Source organism: Acinetobacter sp. ANC 4218, from assembly GCF_002135245.1.
Lineage (GTDB): Bacteria > Pseudomonadota > Gammaproteobacteria > Pseudomonadales > Moraxellaceae > Acinetobacter.
Genome location: NZ_NEGD01000001.1, coordinates 210,148 through 223,591 on the forward strand (window position 1 = coordinate 210,148; position 13,444 = coordinate 223,591).

General features: G+C 40.7%; 10 protein-coding genes and 2 pseudogenes. 7 read left to right on the forward strand and 5 right to left on the reverse strand.

Going from position 1 to position 13,444, the window contains the following annotated elements:
- Window positions 1-424: 424 nt before the first annotated feature.
- Both B9T38_RS01045 and B9T38_RS01050 read left to right on the forward strand, forming a co-directional pair.
- Window positions 425-1,675, forward strand: a complete 1,251-nt coding sequence (locus B9T38_RS01045) for an SfnB family sulfur acquisition oxidoreductase (RefSeq protein ID WP_086195009.1) — start codon at window positions 425-427, stop codon at window positions 1,673-1,675.
- Between the two features lie 13 nt (window positions 1,676-1,688).
- Window positions 1,689-2,945: an acyl-CoA dehydrogenase family protein gene (locus tag B9T38_RS01050; RefSeq protein WP_086195010.1), complete on the forward strand. Its 1,257-nt coding sequence runs from the start codon at window positions 1,689-1,691 to the stop codon at window positions 2,943-2,945.
- 150 nt (window positions 2,946-3,095) lie between these two features.
- Here B9T38_RS01050 and B9T38_RS16915 read toward each other — a convergent pair.
- The 3 genes and pseudogenes from B9T38_RS16915 to B9T38_RS01060 all read right to left on the reverse strand — a co-directional run.
- Window positions 3,096-3,536, reverse strand: a pseudogene (locus B9T38_RS16915) (acyl-CoA dehydrogenase family protein); the annotation flags it as partial.
- Window positions 3,537-3,645: 109 nt separating this feature from the next.
- Complete coding sequence (locus tag B9T38_RS01055) at window positions 3,646-5,265, reverse strand: oleate hydratase (protein ID WP_086195011.1); 1,620 nt, start codon at window positions 5,263-5,265, stop codon at window positions 3,646-3,648.
- 497 nt (window positions 5,266-5,762) lie between these two features.
- Window positions 5,763-6,764 (reverse strand): annotated as a pseudogene (locus tag B9T38_RS01060) (winged helix-turn-helix domain-containing protein); the annotation flags it as partial.
- A gap of 661 nt (window positions 6,765-7,425) precedes the next feature.
- On the opposite strand from B9T38_RS01060, the gene B9T38_RS01065 reads away from it, so the two are divergent.
- The 5 genes from B9T38_RS01065 to B9T38_RS01085 all read left to right on the forward strand — a co-directional run bounded on the left by B9T38_RS01065 (window position 7,426) and on the right by B9T38_RS01085 (window position 12,133).
- Window positions 7,426-8,427 carry a DUF1852 domain-containing protein gene (locus tag B9T38_RS01065; protein WP_086195013.1) on the forward strand — a complete coding sequence of 334 codons (1,002 nt, stop codon included), beginning with the start codon at window positions 7,426-7,428 and terminating at the stop codon, window positions 8,425-8,427.
- A gap of 29 nt (window positions 8,428-8,456) precedes the next feature.
- Window positions 8,457-9,485, forward strand: a complete 1,029-nt coding sequence (locus B9T38_RS01070; protein WP_086195014.1) for a methionine synthase — start codon at window positions 8,457-8,459, stop codon at window positions 9,483-9,485.
- A 97-nt stretch (window positions 9,486-9,582) separates the two neighbouring features.
- Complete coding sequence (locus B9T38_RS01075) at window positions 9,583-10,077, forward strand: flavin reductase family protein (protein ID WP_086195015.1); 495 nt, start codon at window positions 9,583-9,585, stop codon at window positions 10,075-10,077.
- 44 nt (window positions 10,078-10,121) lie between these two features.
- Window positions 10,122-10,919, forward strand: coding sequence for a sulfite exporter TauE/SafE family protein (locus B9T38_RS01080; RefSeq protein WP_086195016.1), 798 nt, complete (start codon window positions 10,122-10,124; stop codon window positions 10,917-10,919).
- A gap of 995 nt (window positions 10,920-11,914) precedes the next feature.
- On the forward strand, window positions 11,915-12,133 hold the full coding sequence (locus B9T38_RS01085; protein ID WP_086195017.1) for a hypothetical protein: 219 nt from the start codon (window positions 11,915-11,917) through the stop codon (window positions 12,131-12,133).
- 96 nt (window positions 12,134-12,229) lie between these two features.
- Here B9T38_RS01085 and B9T38_RS01090 read toward each other — a convergent pair whose 3' ends face one another.
- Window positions 12,230-12,580, reverse strand: coding sequence for a hypothetical protein (locus B9T38_RS01090; protein ID WP_086195018.1), 351 nt, complete (start codon window positions 12,578-12,580; stop codon window positions 12,230-12,232).
- A gap of 215 nt (window positions 12,581-12,795) precedes the next feature.
- A complete protein-coding gene (locus B9T38_RS01095) occupies window positions 12,796-13,422 on the reverse strand; it encodes a hypothetical protein (protein WP_086195019.1) in 627 nt (208 codons plus the stop codon).
- Window positions 13,423-13,444 lie beyond the last annotated feature (22 nt).

Sequence of the window (13,444 nt, forward strand, 5' to 3'; positions counted from 1 at the left end):
TGGATATAAAAATTTTTCTGACCCTCAGTTCAAGTGATACACGGTTATCTCCTGGTCAGCTTTTTATTTAATACTTGATCAATTACAGAAGCCTATCCCGTCTGAAGGCAGATCACCCAAGTGAAGCTTAGACAATCAGGTTCTTCTTTATCTTTGCTAAATGTTATCGAAATAAAGGGAAAATACTCGATTTTAGATTTAATTTAATCGCTGGAATTTACAACATGAAAATGAGTAAAAAATGATCCATTAAAGAAGTCTATTGTTTCTTGTTATCCTTTATATGAAAATATGAAATTCTAAGAATAAATACTACATAACATTTTAATTAAAATGATTTGTTTCGCTTATTAAATTATAAATAGTCTTTAAAAATAATGTTAGCTTTTATCCATTATATATAGGGTAACTAGAGCATTTTATAATGACATCCAAAATTGAAATAAATCTGAAACATGCAGACAATATTCCAAAAGATTTTTATCAACATGACCAATTGGCACATGTTATACAGTCAGATGAAGAAGCAATTGAAGTGGCGCAGCAGCTGGCGGCTGTTTTTGCCAAAGAGGCGTCCAAACGTGATCATGAACGCCTTCTGCCTTTGCAGGAAGTACAGCAGTACTCAGCTTCAGGCCTGTGGGGAATTACGATTCCAAAGCAGTTTGGTGGTGCAGGGGTTAGCTATAAAACCCTTGCAGAAGTGGTAAAAATTATTTCCAGTGCAGATTCCTCATTGGGTCAAATAGCACAGAACCATTGGGCCTTTTTGGAACATATCCGTCTGGATGCCAGTTCAGAACAGCAGGCATTCTTCTTTGACCAGGTGCTAAAAGGACAGCGTTTTGGCAATGCCTTTTCAGAAAAAGGCTCAAAAACAGTGGCAGATCTGAGCACCAAAATCGAGTTCAAGGATGACCATGCGGTGATTAACGGCCAGAAATTCTTTGCTACTGGTGCACTGCTGGCACACTGGATTCCTGTGGTTGCGGTCAGTGATGAAGGCAAGCCATTTGCAGCACTGGTGCCACAGCATACACCGGGTTTAACCATTGTTAATGACTGGAGTGGTTTTGGCCAGCGTACCACTGTGAGTGGTTCAGTACTTCTAGACAATGTACAAGTCGATCTGAAATATGTTGTGCCGATCTATCAGGCATTTGAACGTCCTACGGCAGCAGGAGCAATTTCACAATTTATCCAGTCTGCTATTGATGCGGGTATTGCGCGCGGTGCAATTAACGAAACCATTGCTTATGTACGCCAGCATGCACGTCCGTGGATTGACTCTGGTCTGGAACAGGCCGTGCAAGACCCGTACACCATTGCCAATATCGGTGAATTAAAAATCAAGCTGCGTGCGGCCGAAGCAGTTCTGGCTTTAGCCGGTGAAGCGATTGACCATGCTTTGGAAAACCCGACGGAAGAGACAGTATCTGAAGCGACGTTAATTACGGCCGAATCGAAGGTACTGACCACTGAAATTGCCCTGTTGGCTGCCAATAAGCTGTTTGAACTGTCTGGCACACGCTCAACACTTTCTGAATTGAACCTAGACCGTCACTGGCGCAATGCACGCACACATACTTTACATGACCCTGTGCGCTGGAAATTTAATATCGTCGGGAATTATTACCTGAATGATGTTCCGCCACCGCGTCACGCATGGAGCTAAAAGGAAAAATATTATGACTCTTCAAGCCAATCAAAACTTATCTCTGGGTGCAGATTACCAACAGGTTGCTGCTAAATTCCGCCCGATTTTTCAACGAATTGCAGACGGTGCGCTGGAGCGTGAAAAGACTCGTACACTCCCGTATGAGCCAATTCAATGGCTGAAACAAGCTGGTTTCGGTGCGATTCGCGTACCCACTGCTTTTGGCGGTGACGGTGTATCGCAGAAACAGCTATTTCAACTACTGATTGAACTGGCAAAAGCCGATTCAAATGTAGCTCAAGCGTTACGCGGCCATTTTGCCTTTGTCGAAGATCGCTTAACTGCCCATAAAACTCAATCTCAAGACCTCTGGTTTCAGCGCTTTGTACAGGGTGAAATCGTGGGAAATGCCTGGACGGAAATCGGCAAAGTTGAAATTGGCGATGTGGTGACCCGTGTCACTGAAAATCCACAGGGCCAGCTGGTGGTGAATGGCCAGAAATACTATTCCACTGGAACCATCTTTGCCGATTGGATCGACTTATTTGCCTGGGATGAAACCACGAATCAGCATGTGATTGCTGCGGTGTCGACTCAAGTGCCAGGCATTCAAGTGGTGGATGACTGGAACGGTTTTGGCCAAAAAACCACAGGCAGTGGTACTTTGACCATTCAGCAGGTTGACATCAGCCGTGATCATATTTTGCCATTTGAAGAACGCTTTAAATACCAAACTGCTTTTTATCAAGTGGTGCATTTAGCAACCTTGGCCGGTATTGCACAAAGTGCTGTAGAAGCATTTACTCAAGAAGTACGCAAGCGCACCCGTATTTTCAGTCATGGCAATGCGGATTTGGTACGCGACGATGCACAAATCCTGCAAGTGATTGGCAAAGCGTCTGCACAGGCTTATGCGGCTGAAGCGATTGCTTTGAGTACTGCTGAAGCACTGGATGGTGCCTATATCAGTCATTTTCAGAATGATGCGGCGGCTGATCAGCAGGCAAATGAGCGTGCTGAACTGGAGTCTTCACAAGGACAGGTGGTTATTTCAGAGCTGGTGCTGAATTTAACTACAGAGCTGTTCAATGCACTGGGGGCCTCTGCCAGCACCACCGAAAAGCAGCTGGACCGCTTCTGGCGCAATGCCCGTGTTGTGTCTTCTCATAATCCACTGATCTATAAAAAGAAAGTCATTGGTGACTGGGTAGTGAATCAGGCACCCTTGCCCTATGTTTGGCAGATCGGCAACAGTCCGGCAGCTAAAAAGCAGGAAATTGCAGCATAAATTATGATTTAAAAGATTTAAATAAAACCGCATATCAATGCGGTTTTACTCTATTGAAAGGCTCGAAAAATATAATCTCAGCTTTATTTTAATTCATGTATTTCAGATATTTTTAAATCTTATTTTCTATCTTAGTTTCCAGAACTAAACCTGACCAAAGCCGTTCCAATCGTCAATGATGGTTACACCTGTAGCATCACACGGAATCAGTATGCAGGCTGAGAGGCCCTCCAGATCCGTAATTTAGACATCCATCCAGTCAGCATATAGGCTGCCGGTGGTATAGTATTTTTTGCCATTCAGTACCACAGTCCCGTCTTTCAATTGTGCAAGATGCGTGCTGAATTGTTCAATGGACTCTTTACCGTCTTCTCACCAGATATTGTAAACTGTTTCACCTTTGCTGATATGTTGCAGCCATGATACGTTGCAGCCATAACGCTTTAAAATCGTCATTCTGGCTCAACAGCAGATCTTCAGTAAAGCCAAAATGCACACGCAATGCAGGGGTAATTGGCATCTGCCTGCGCGAGTTCAATCAGCAAGGCAAACAGTTCAAGAAGGGGGAGCATCAAAACCATGATAAGCCTGCATACAGCCGCTGATAGCGGAATGTTGATGATTTATCTGGAGCAAAAAAGAGCACCCGAAAGTGCTCTCATGCTGCATGCTTCCGCATGCATTTAGAATGAACGGAAAATTAATGAAAAACGGTTTCCAACGCCTTTAAGCCAACTTTAGGGTCAAGCAGGCCATTATAAATGTCAGGAATTTCACGTTCTACGCCAAAAAACTCGTAAATGGCAATCATGGCACCACGTACTGAATATTCCACGGTAAAGACCACATCCTCTTCAATTTCCACAAACTGGCCTAAGAATGCAAAGTTTTGCGAGCCTTGAGGGATGACTAAAGGGCGATCGCCAGGTTTACGGCAGGCGAACAAGGCAGATGCATAGGGCATCATGGCAGTGGTAATGTCGGTGCTTTGCAGCACATGGTCTAAAATGTCATCAAAACCGAGCTGCTTGACCAGTTCCGTTAAAATCTCTTTGCCTGTCGCTTGTGACATGGGCTTTTTGATGTAATCGCCTGTATGGTCAATTTGGAAACCGTAGCCCCAAAGGGTGTACACGCCTTCAGGCAAATCGGCAAAATGCGGCTGTGCTGGAACAACAATAGATAAATGCCAGCCAGACTCAAACCAAGTCATCAGTGCACCTGTACCCGGCTCATTACCGGTATAGTCAATGATGCGTTTTAACAGTACCTCATCTTTCATGGTCAGGGTAAAAGACTCCCATTTATGTTCATCGACATTGCCATAAAAGGTCATGGGACGGCCAAAATCCGGTGCCTTTTTAGCTAATGTATCCCACAATGTCCAGCCATGATCCAAGCGGTCACGAATTAATGCAGGTACATCATCCTTGCCGCCATAGCGAGAATCTGCAGTAATCGAACCTAGGGTGAAAATAGCCAAGTCATGCGCTTTCAGCTCAATCTGTTCTGTGCCTTCAGGCAGTTTGACATACAGGCGTGTAGCACGGCGCTCTTGCGTGTCTGCATCTGTCATGAAGTCTGCATCTGTTACATAATTGCCAAAGCGCACATCGACACCTTGCGCCACCAGCCAGCGTTGTAGCGGCAGAATCATCGAATCATATTGATTGTATTTGGTGCGCTTTACCCCTGCGAGCGTATGAATGCGTGGCAGCTCTTGAATGAAGCGCAAAAAATAGCGGCGTAGTTCGGCGGCGCTATGCCATTTTTGAAAGGCGAATGTCGTGCGCCACATACGCCAGAAGTTGGTTTCAAAAAATGTCTCATCAAAAAATTCATCAATACGGCGACTACCGATTTTCTCTTCTTTAGACGCCAACAAGCGCAGCATTTGCGCACGGTGTAGGGTATTGAGGCCTAGTTTTGCGGCATCGGCAATGACATGCTGCGCATCAATTAAACGCGCTTGGGCATGTGTTTTCACCTGTTCATTAAACTCACGGCATTCTTCGCGTACGGAAATTTCAGGGTTTTCCAAAGAGGGAATACTGGAAAATAAATCCCAAAGGCATAAGTAGGTTTCATCGGTCAGCATGCGTCCCCCCCGTGTGACCCATGCCTGTGCAGCATTGGGAGTAGGGCCGCCGTCCATTGATCCACCCGAAATATCCAGCTCTTCCAAAATATGAATATTTTTTGCAGGTATTTTCGCATCACGGATTGCAAAGGCCGCTGCTGCCATACCAGCAATACCGCCCCCGATAATCCAAAGATGGGATTGCTGTGCATCTAACCCATAACGTTTGTTATTTTGCATTATTAGCCCCTCGTTTAATTAATATGATGTGCAAACGGTTTTAAAACCATAAATTTAGTATGCTTTTTTATATATGAAAAATGTATTAAATATAAAGTTATTTATCCATAATTTTTGTAATTAAAGATTTACTTATTATGGTTTTTATGAATATTTAATGGACATTAAATGATTTTAATCTTTAATTAAATTATTGAGTTAAAATTTTTTTTTTTGGTTATTGCTCTATATTATTTTTTAAAATAAAGATTTTTAGATAATTCACAAGTGTATTTAAATTTATAATAAAAATCTATCATTAATGTGAAGGGCTTGACTATACAGCTTTCAAAGCTGGCTTTGCTGTTGTCGCACTGAATTATTAGATCAAATCAGGCAGATATCATCTTTGAATGGTATCTCGACATCAGTGAATCATAAAATCATTCAGCTTCAGGGGATATGCAATAAAGTCACTGATGCTGGTTTTACTCTCCATTAATAATTCAGTACACAGACTAAAGAAACTTTAAAAACAGGTTTCGATGTGGGCTGTCTTGCGGCAACAGTTCCAGCAGGCGCTGTACGGCATCTATCCGCTCAGGGGCACGACCAATAATCCGCAGCAACTGGTCGATATCCTGCATTTGGTAAATTAACTGGCTCAGTCGTGCATCAAAACTATTGCGCCAGATAGTTAAAAATGGACTTTCGGATTTGCTTAAAAAACTTCCTTTATACAAATTGAAAGTACTGGCAAAAAGACCCGCATTCAACGATTGTTCTGCCCGTAAAAAGTCGCATTGAATTTCACAGCTCAATTTGTAAATACGCGGTTCAATACAATTGGGCAGCAGGTTACGCAGTTGGGAAAGTTCAGCTTTAAGGGTCTTGATACTGACATCACGTTCACCATACAAGGCATAATGCAGTTCGTCTAGACTGATGCCGTATGGATGCAAGACCAAAATACACAGAATCTCAATCTGCCGGTGAGTCAGGCTTAAAACATGCTGATTAAACTGAATCCACGGCGTGCCCAGCGCTTGAATATACAGGACATTTTTTTGTTCAAACTGGATGGCACGCTGTACCAAATCTGCACAGCGCTCTACCGCAAGCAAGCCAAGCGGCGTATGTTTTTTATATTTGGTTGAAAGGTTAATAATGCCATGAAACTGGCCAGAGTACGGATCTAAAATGGGGGCTGCATAGCATACCCAGTCACGGACGCTATCCATTTGATTTTCATGCGAGTAAACAGAGCTGGAGGTATGGCTGTTCAATGTCAGCCCGATGGCATTGGTTCCAACGGCCTGAGTGGACCAATGTCCGCCTTCAACAAAATGAACCTGTTCAGCCGAAGAGAGCATGGCTGAGCTACTCCATGTCCATAACAAGGTACCCTGATGGTCGGTCAAGCCTATTGCCATGCCTGAATCATCCGCAATTTTCAGCAAATCGGCATAATTATGCTGAATGGAACGGCGGAACAAGGAGGGCTGGGATTCCTGGGGTAAAGTCTATATAGGTCACAGTCTTGGATATGCGATTTAACTCATGTTCAGTTAAATCCCACTTCATAAGTTTTATGAACTTACTCACTGAACCAAAATTTTCGACGATGAAGATGGCTTAATCAGCCTAATATTCGATAGTTAGCTGTTTAAGCTTTGAAATTAATATTGTTGCATCTTATTCATGACTTTTTACGAGAGTCAGTTTTTGATATCCAAGTTTGTTTGATATAGCGATAGGGTGAGTATCTAACCCTGATATCAAGCTATTTAGATAGCATTAGGCAAAGTGAATATCTTGATATTTTCTAATTTTAAGATGAGATAAATTCACATAAAGTCTTGGATGCATATTTTTATATCATATTTGTTTTTGGATATTTTCTGCATCTCATTCAGCATTTTTACTCAAAAAATTAATAATAACAATAAACAAGTATTTATTATTTATAGATTTATTAGGTTTTGAATATTCAATTTTTTAAAGGATAAATTAGAGCAGGTTCATCCTCATCAAACGATAGACGAGCAAAGAATATATAAACATGAATTTTACTCATCTTTTGATTAGGTTAAATCATTTTTATTCATCTAGTGATTCGCGTATAAATTATTCCATTCAGAAATTTTGGTTTTATCTCAAAAATTAGGGTAGCGGATCACCATGAGTAAAGAGTTTGCATGTTCAATTAAACGCATTCGTTTTGATGAAAACTATCAGCCAGCAGACAGCACACGTCTGACTACGAATTTTGCCAATTTAGCACGCGGTGAAAGCCGTCAAGAGAATCTGCGCAGAACTTTAGTGATGATCAACAACCGTTTTAATAGCTTGGCAGCTATTGATAATCCGAAAGGAGATCGCTATTCACTTGAAATCGATATCATCTCTGCAGAACTAGACGTTGAAGGCAACGGCAAGACTTTTCCATTCATTGAAATGCTAAAAAGTACGATTACCGACCATAAAACCAATGAACGTATTGAAGGCATGATTGGTAACAGTTTTTCATCTTATGTACGTGATTATGACTTTAGCGTTGTATTACCGGCATTGGGCTGTAAAACAGATGAGAAGCCAGAGAACTTTGGTGATTTGCATGGCAAGCTTTATCAACATTTAGTCAATTCAGAGGTCTTTAAAGCAGAGTTTAAAAAACAGCCTGTGATTTGCCTCAGTGTTTCAACCACTAAAACCTATTATCGTACCGCCAATGTGCATCCTGTATTAGGAGTGGAATATAAAAATGATGAATATTCACGCACAGATGACTATTTCAAAAAAATGGGCTTGCGAGTGCGTTATTTCATGCCTGCTCATGCAGTTGCACCTTTGGCGTTCTACTTTAGCGGTGATTTACTGCGTGACTACACCGATTTTGAGCTCATCAGTGCGATTAGCACCATGGAAACTTTCCAAAAGATTTACCGTCCTGAAATTTACAATGCCAACTCGAACGCAGGTTTAGTCTATCAGCCAAGTTTGAACTATCAGGATTATTCATTGACGCAAATTGTCTATGACCGTGTTGAGCGCGGCCAACTGGCAGTCAAACAAGGTCAATGGACTGAAGAAAACTTTATCAAGCCTTATAAAGACATTCTTGAGCAATGGGCTGCCGACTTCACTGTAAACAACAATGTCAGCCAAGAGCACGCTGCGTAATTTAACGAAATAGAGATAGAAGATTAATCATGGCTATTTTATTACCGACTTCAACTGCGGGCAGTTTACCGAAACCCTCTTGGCTGGCAGAACCTGAAAAACTTTGGTCACTCTGGAAACTGGAAGGTGAACAATTGCTTGAAGCAAAGCGAGATGCTTTAAGTTTGTCGTTGCATGAACAACTGCAAGCAGGCATTGATATTGTCAGCGATGGTGAACAAACCCGCCAGCACTTTGTGACCACGTTTATTGAACATCTTGAAGGTGTCGATTTTGAGAAACGTGAAACGGTTCGAATCCGTAACCGTTATGATGCAAGCGTGCCTTCAGTGGTGGGAGCAGTATCACGTAAAAAACCGGTGTTCGTGGAAGATGTAAAGTTTTTGCGCAGTCAAACCCATCAGCCGATTAAATGGGCGTTACCTGGTCCAATGACCATGATTGATACGCTGTATGATGGGCACTATAAAAGCCGTGAAAAACTGGCATGGGAATTTGCCAAAATTCTTAATCAAGAAGCTTTGGAATTAGAAGCTGCAGGTGTCGATATCATCCAGTTTGATGAACCTGCTTTTAATGTGTTCTTTGATGAAGTGAATGATTGGGGCATTGCAACTTTGGAGCGTGCACTTGAAGGTTTGCAATGTGAAACTGCGGTACACATTTGCTACGGTTACGGCATTAAAGCCAATACCGATTGGAAAAAGACTTTAGGTTCAGAATGGCGTCAATACGAAGAAATTTTCCCGAAATTACAACAGTCTAAAATTGATATCGTATCACTTGAATGCCAAAACTCACGTGTGCCGATGGATCTGATTGAACTGATTCGCGGTAAAAAAGTGATGGTCGGTGCGATTGATGTTGCAACCAATACCATTGAAACACCTGAAGAAGTGGCAAACACTTTACGTAAAGCATTGCAATTTGTTGATGCAGACAAGCTGTATCCTTCAACCAACTGCGGTATGACACCATTATCTCGTCAAGTCGCTCGCAGCAAACTTGAAGCATTAAGCGCAGGTGCTGCGATTGTTCGTCAAGAGCTTGGTGCTTAACACGAAGTGTGGCTAAATCAGAGCAGGGCGAATGATCCATAGATTATTTGCCATACTTGAGTCTAGGTACGTCATAAATACATTTGAGATAGAAGAGATGATTGAAGCAACTGACTTTAGAAATGCAATGTCCTTGTTGACGACTGCTGTGAATGTAATCACAACACAAGGTACAGCAGGGATGCATGGTTTTACTGCATCAGCCGTATGCAGTGTGACCGATACACCGCCCTCATTGCTGGTCTGTATGAATCAATCTTCTCGCTCACATGCACATTTTATTGAAAATAAAGTGCTATCAGTCAATGTGCTCAGCACACAGCATGAACACATCTCTAATGCATTTGCCTCAAGCAAATTCAATTCTGAAGATCGCTTCAAACTTGGTGATTGGACCACACTCGAAACAGGATCACCTGTGTTAGAAGATGCTTTGGTGAGTTTTGATTGTCAGATTGAAGATATTCAAAACGTCGGTACACACAGCATTTTCTTATGTCGTGTCTTAGCGATTAAACAAAGTCAGCAAGAGGAAAGCCTCGTCTATTTTAACCGCGCTTATCATCAAGTCGGTCAATTAGAAACGGCTTAAACGTCCATTGCTTCAATATTCCATTCTTTAAAAGTCAGCATATCGTGGAACTTATTATTTTTTTAGCCATTGGGGCGCTTGCCGGATTTGCAGCAGGGCTCTTTGGTGTCGGTGGTGGAACAATTGTCCCGCTCTTATTTATTGTCTTTACCCAAATGGACTATCGTCCTGACGTCATTATGCATTTGGCCTTAGGCACTTCTTTGGCAACCATTGTGGTTACCTCGATCAGCTCATTGATGGCTCACCATAAGAATGGCGCAGTCATATGGCCTGTATTTAAAAATCTCGCACCAGGAATGGTGATAGGAGGCTTTGTCGGGGCCGGAATTGCAGGATTACTTTCTGGAATTCATCTTCAGCTGATTGTTGGCGTATTTTTGCTTTGGGTGGCTTACACCATGTTTAGCGGTGCCAGACACGTGGTAGATACTCATAAAGTATTGCCTTCATCGCCTAAACAATTAGGTGCAGGCGCTGGGATTGGTGTAGCTTCTGCAATTTTTGGTATCGGCGGTGGCAGCTTAACTGTACCTTACTTAAATCATTATGGCGTAGTCATGCAAAAAGCGGTTGGAACCTCAGCTGCATGTGGTTTACCTATTGCAATTGCTGGTGCTTTGGGATTTATGATTTTTGGTATGAAAGCCCACACCGCTGTGCCCAATAGTATTGGCTTTGTACATATTTATGCTTTTTTAGGCATTAGCCTGATGAGTTTCTTTACAGCAAAATTTGGTGCAAAAGCAGCACATGCATTATCACCGCAAATGCTGAAAAAATGTTTTGCCATATTGCTGTTTATCGTTGGATGTTTTTTCCTTTTTAAAGGACTGCATTGAAACATATTCAATCTTCAGCGTGATGAAAAAGCCCATGGAATATGGGCTTCTGTATTTTTGCAATAGCTAGAATGATTGTCTGAGACGCAGTTGTCTTACTATGACTGATATAACTTGGTGTTGAGCCATTAAGAATCATTGAACAGCCAGACTGAAATTTGACTTGCTGAAACAAGGACGAAATGTGCTGAAAAAAAATAATTTCACAAAATAGTAGGCAGGATTGCTAGGTACTTTATACGGAATGATTTAACCCATTTTTGTATGAATTTGACCAATCAAATCTAAGAAATATGGGGAAAATTTAGATGAAATTTTAAAAGTGAAAAGCCGGAAATTTTATATTTATTGATTCTACAGACTTTACTATTGTGCTTGGACATCCGAAATATTCTGAAGGACAAGACGTCATTGTGATTCCCAGAATCCGTTGCTGTGAGCGTATTTACTGTCATTGGGCTAAAAATGGCAGAGATAAACTATTAAATAAAAGCTAATATTAAAACAGCATCTATTATCCATGTATTTATAAAATATACAATAATAGTTTCTTTGAATTGTTGTGTATAAATGTTGAGCAGGGTTGCCTATTTCATTTTCGAGTTTTATATTAAAAATACAGTAGGTCGAGAGACGCTACAAAGTGGTTGGACGGATCAATGACAGCTTGTTGAGCTTGCAACCTTCGAGTTGAAGCAAAAAATCAGCACTAGCCTTCCAACATAAAAGCCCGCAGTAATGCGGGCTTTCTTATTTTTAGGGTTAAAAAAATTTCCAATGAACCAATATTCTAGAATTTATTTTAGATGATTGAAGAAATTGATCGAGGTGATTTATTATAAAATTAAGCGTTTTCTAAACAACATGTTTAAGAGAAATATCATCTATTTGTTTATAAAAAATTACATTGCCAAAAAATCTAACATCTCTAAATTATGAATAAATAAAATTTATGCTATAAAAAGTTTATTTAAATAAAGAGAGCAGGGAATAATATGAGCCAATTAATAGAGATAAAGGTTAAAGACCAATTTAGCAATATTCATGCAGTACAGGCATTATTACAGACAATTCCGGAAAATTCAGCTTTGCATAAACTCTCATTATTTCAAAAGATCGAACATATCGTGGTCAAAGGTGAAATTATTCGTCCAAGTATTGAACTGCTTTTTGAAAGCCGTATTTCCACGAGTATTTATCGTATTATTGAATAATGAAAGTATGATAAAAACTCACTATTAAAGGTGAGTTTTTATAAAAAGTAAAAAAATGATTAAAAATAATCAATACATGGAGTTACAGAGCAATATTTAAATCAAACTAAGTTCGACGTCATATTTATTAAATTCTTCTATCAGGTTTTCAATAACTTTGATTCCAATAGCATCACTACAACTGAATAATTCATCCTTACCTTGAGCACTGTTATAACAGATGATTTGCTGGATTAACCAGCGATTTTCAATTTCTGTTTGATCAATAATGATTCGAACAGGTTGCAGGTTTTCACTGACCTGGCGCGGCAACACACTGGTAATCGCAAGTTGGATATGGGTCAGATCTTCTCTAGGACTCAAAAATGTTATTACCCAGTTACCTATTTTTTTTAAGTATACGGGATGGTCTGCCGGATGAAATTCTAAATAATGTAAGGATGTCATCGTGAATTCCCCTGAAATAGTTAATATATGCGGTTTTTAGCAATACTTTACCATTCAGCTAAGGTCGTATTTAGAATCACGCCATGGGTTCTTGTTTAATCTAGTTATTGTGTAATAAATAGAATCTTATTGTTTTATAAGTATAAAAATAAATATGTTTTAGATGGCTAAGACCTCAAATAAATAATGAAACATAAAAAAGCTCTTAAGCTTGATCAGCTTGGAAGCTTCTGTAGAGAAAAATTGATCTGATTGAGGTAGCGGTTTAATTCCTGTGGAGTAATGCGGCTTTCCTGTAAGGTGGTAATCCATTGCATCTGGCACTGTTTTAAACTGCGTAAATCGTCAGCAGACAGAATACGGCTAATCAGCTGTTTTGCCATTAAACCGCAATGACGTTGCAGCAGTTCAGCCATGAATTGCTTGACCTGTTCAAAATCAAGGATTTCTAGCGTTGTTTGAACTTCATTTTGACAGGATGCCTGCTCAGCTTTTTCATCCGTGATTGAAGATGGGGAAATGCTGGGAACAAAAATTTCTTCGGCAGAGTGATCCTTAAGTTGAGTGCTGTGCAGCGCAGGGCTGGTTTTAATTTCTGTATCTAGGTTGTCGGATGTCAAGGGTGTTTCAATGGACGGGTTAGCCGCACGGCCGATCAGTCCCATTTCCAGCAACTGTTCGAGTAATTCGGGTGGCGCGATACGATGCCTGAATTGTTCAGAAAGCAGATCAAAATCATCGGTGCCAATCAATAGTAACAGTCTGCGCTGACGAGCATTCAGATTCATTGAACGCTGTTTTAAACTTTCAATGCCTAAATCAGTTTTATGAAATTGAGTCATGCTTTAATTTACGTTGCAATAA

Bases quoted from the DNA above. Each gene is read 5' to 3' on its own strand.
- B9T38_RS01090 (WP_086195018.1), bottom strand. From the start codon at position 12,580: ATGACATCCTTACATTATTTAGAATTTCATCCGGCAGACCATCCCGTA.
- B9T38_RS01075 (WP_086195015.1), top strand. From the start codon at position 9,583: ATGATTGAAGCAACTGACTTTAGAAATGCAATGTCCTTGTTGACGACT.
- B9T38_RS01045 (WP_086195009.1), top strand. From the start codon at position 425: ATGACATCCAAAATTGAAATAAATCTGAAACATGCAGACAATATTCCA.
- B9T38_RS01085 (WP_086195017.1), top strand. From the start codon at position 11,915: ATGAGCCAATTAATAGAGATAAAGGTTAAAGACCAATTTAGCAATATT.
- B9T38_RS01055 (WP_086195011.1), bottom strand. From the start codon at position 5,265: ATGCAAAATAACAAACGTTATGGGTTAGATGCACAGCAATCCCATCTT.
- B9T38_RS01050 (WP_086195010.1), top strand. From the start codon at position 1,689: ATGACTCTTCAAGCCAATCAAAACTTATCTCTGGGTGCAGATTACCAA.
- B9T38_RS01095 (WP_086195019.1), bottom strand. From the start codon at position 13,422: ATGACTCAATTTCATAAAACTGATTTAGGCATTGAAAGTTTAAAACAG.
- B9T38_RS01070 (WP_086195014.1), top strand. From the start codon at position 8,457: ATGGCTATTTTATTACCGACTTCAACTGCGGGCAGTTTACCGAAACCC.
- B9T38_RS01065 (WP_086195013.1), top strand. From the start codon at position 7,426: ATGAGTAAAGAGTTTGCATGTTCAATTAAACGCATTCGTTTTGATGAA.